The organism is Rubritalea sp. (assembly GCF_039830215.1).
GTDB lineage: Bacteria > Verrucomicrobiota > Verrucomicrobiia > Verrucomicrobiales > Akkermansiaceae > Rubritalea.
Map to the genome: position 1 here is coordinate 1 of NZ_JBDOPO010000265.1, position 1881 is coordinate 1881.

Consider the following 1881-nt stretch of genomic DNA (forward strand, 5'->3'; position numbering starts at 1 on the left):
CACTCGATATTGCATTGCTTAGCAATGATCCAGACTGGACAGAAGATCTCCCTGATGAACTCACCAAGGACTTGGTGCTCGACCTGTCCTACGGACATTACCTGTGTCACGTGTTTCACAATATTTACGTGTATCGCAAGGGCACTGATATGGAACGGATAAAGGCGGTTATGCTTGAGCGGCTCGCGGCTCGAGGAGCCAAATTTCCTGCGGAACACAACGTTGGCCATCTGTACGAAGCTGAGCTGGTCGTCAAGGAATTCCATCGTCAGCTTGACCCGACCAACACGTTCAATCCAGGTATCGGGAAAACAAGCAAAAAACGGCTCTAATTCACCTCCTGGCCGGCCGACATGCACCCCGTCCTAGCCTGCATTCTTCATGTCCCGCTGAAGCACTCTACAGCATGGAACTGAGCTGAATCTGTTCAAGCAGAAGAACACTCGATTCTGAGACTGTCTAGCCGCTGAACCATCTTAGAAGTACGCGTTTTTGCGGTAAAAAGAGGGTCTGAGAAAACTCATCAAATCCTCATGTTGGTCTCACAATTGCCTCATAAAAGATGTCGACACTCCTTGCAATTGGTGGAAGGCACATTGTCTTCCCAATAGATATTTTTACATCTTCTCACTAAGGAGTTAGACGTGCTACACACTGCTCATTCTTCTCAGCCAACTGGAAGTCGAAATCGCGGCTTTACGCTGATTGAGCTTCTTGTTGTTATTGCCATTATTGGTGTTCTTGTCGGTCTTCTTTTGCCAGCCGTTCAGCAAGCTCGTGAAGCTGCTCGTCGAGTTTCGTGTTCAAACAATATGAAGCAGCATGGCCTCGCGATGCATAACTTTGAAAACGCTCGAAAGCATTTCCCAGCTGCAGCGTACACAAGCAAATTAAATGATCCAGCGAGAAGTTACCCGAAGATGAAGGCAAATCCATTAAACAAAGAGCATGCTTGGACTGCATTTGTTCTCACCAATTTAGAGCAAGGCAATGTTGAGTACGACTTCAATAAGAATTGGTGGGAAAATACTCAAGCGGCAGCCATTCAGCCGAGTGTTTTTAAATGTCCATCAGCTCTTCCTCCGTCAGGTGGATATGGAGCTATTGATGGGCCAACGAGAGATAAAAATGATTCAATTGCTCCCTCCCTGAATCCAGATGACTATGGTCAGCGTGACTATGAAGCACTGACGGGCGTAGATGATTCGATTCTCCCTGATGCTCAAAATATTTGGAGTGAAGATGGGAACGAATGCGACGGTGCGCTTCCAAATAATCAGGAAACCAGAGTTGCGCAAATCACAGATGGACTGAGCAATACGCTTATGTTTGTTGAGAAAGCCAGTGCCCCAGATGTTTATATGGGCCGTGGCAAACTTACTCCAGTTAGTGGTCAAACGAATCAAACCATCGCTGCACTTGATTCACTAGGATCAGGAAAATTGCATGGTATGGATCCAGCGTGCCCAGATAGGGAAACAGATCCAGAAAACCGATGCAAAAGAAAACGGCACGCTGGTAATGCTCCTTTCAATGTTACGAATGATGGGGAAGCTTTTGGCTTTCACCCAGGAATCATTGTTGTGAGTAGTATGGATGGCGCAACTCACACATTGTCGGAGTCAATGGACCTGACTCTTTTTGGTTCAATGATTACGCGTAGTGGCGGTGGTTATACCAACCCCAACGGTACTGGGAAAGAACCACAAATCGAGTGGTGATGTGACATTAGAAATTCAGATTGGACTATGTTAATCAGTTACCAATCAAAGTTGCTATCAAAGGCTGCGGCCACGCTACATTTTTGTAGCGTGGTCGTAGTTTTTTTTGTTCAGTGTCTTGGAAACGGACGGGCGGCTGAGTCGGTTCACGACAGTAGAA

At 46.5% G+C, this 1881-nt stretch carries 1 protein-coding gene and 1 pseudogene; both read left to right on the forward strand.

Annotated features, from left to right (window positions below; genetic code table 11):
- A pseudogene (locus ABGY95_RS08760) lies at positions 1–332 on the forward strand (D-lactate dehydrogenase); the annotation flags it as partial.
- A gap of 312 nt (positions 333–644) precedes the next feature.
- Complete coding sequence (locus ABGY95_RS08765) at positions 645–1721, forward strand: DUF1559 domain-containing protein (protein ID WP_347441299.1); 1077 nt, start codon at positions 645–647, stop codon at positions 1719–1721.
- Positions 1722–1881: the final 160 nt, after the last annotated feature.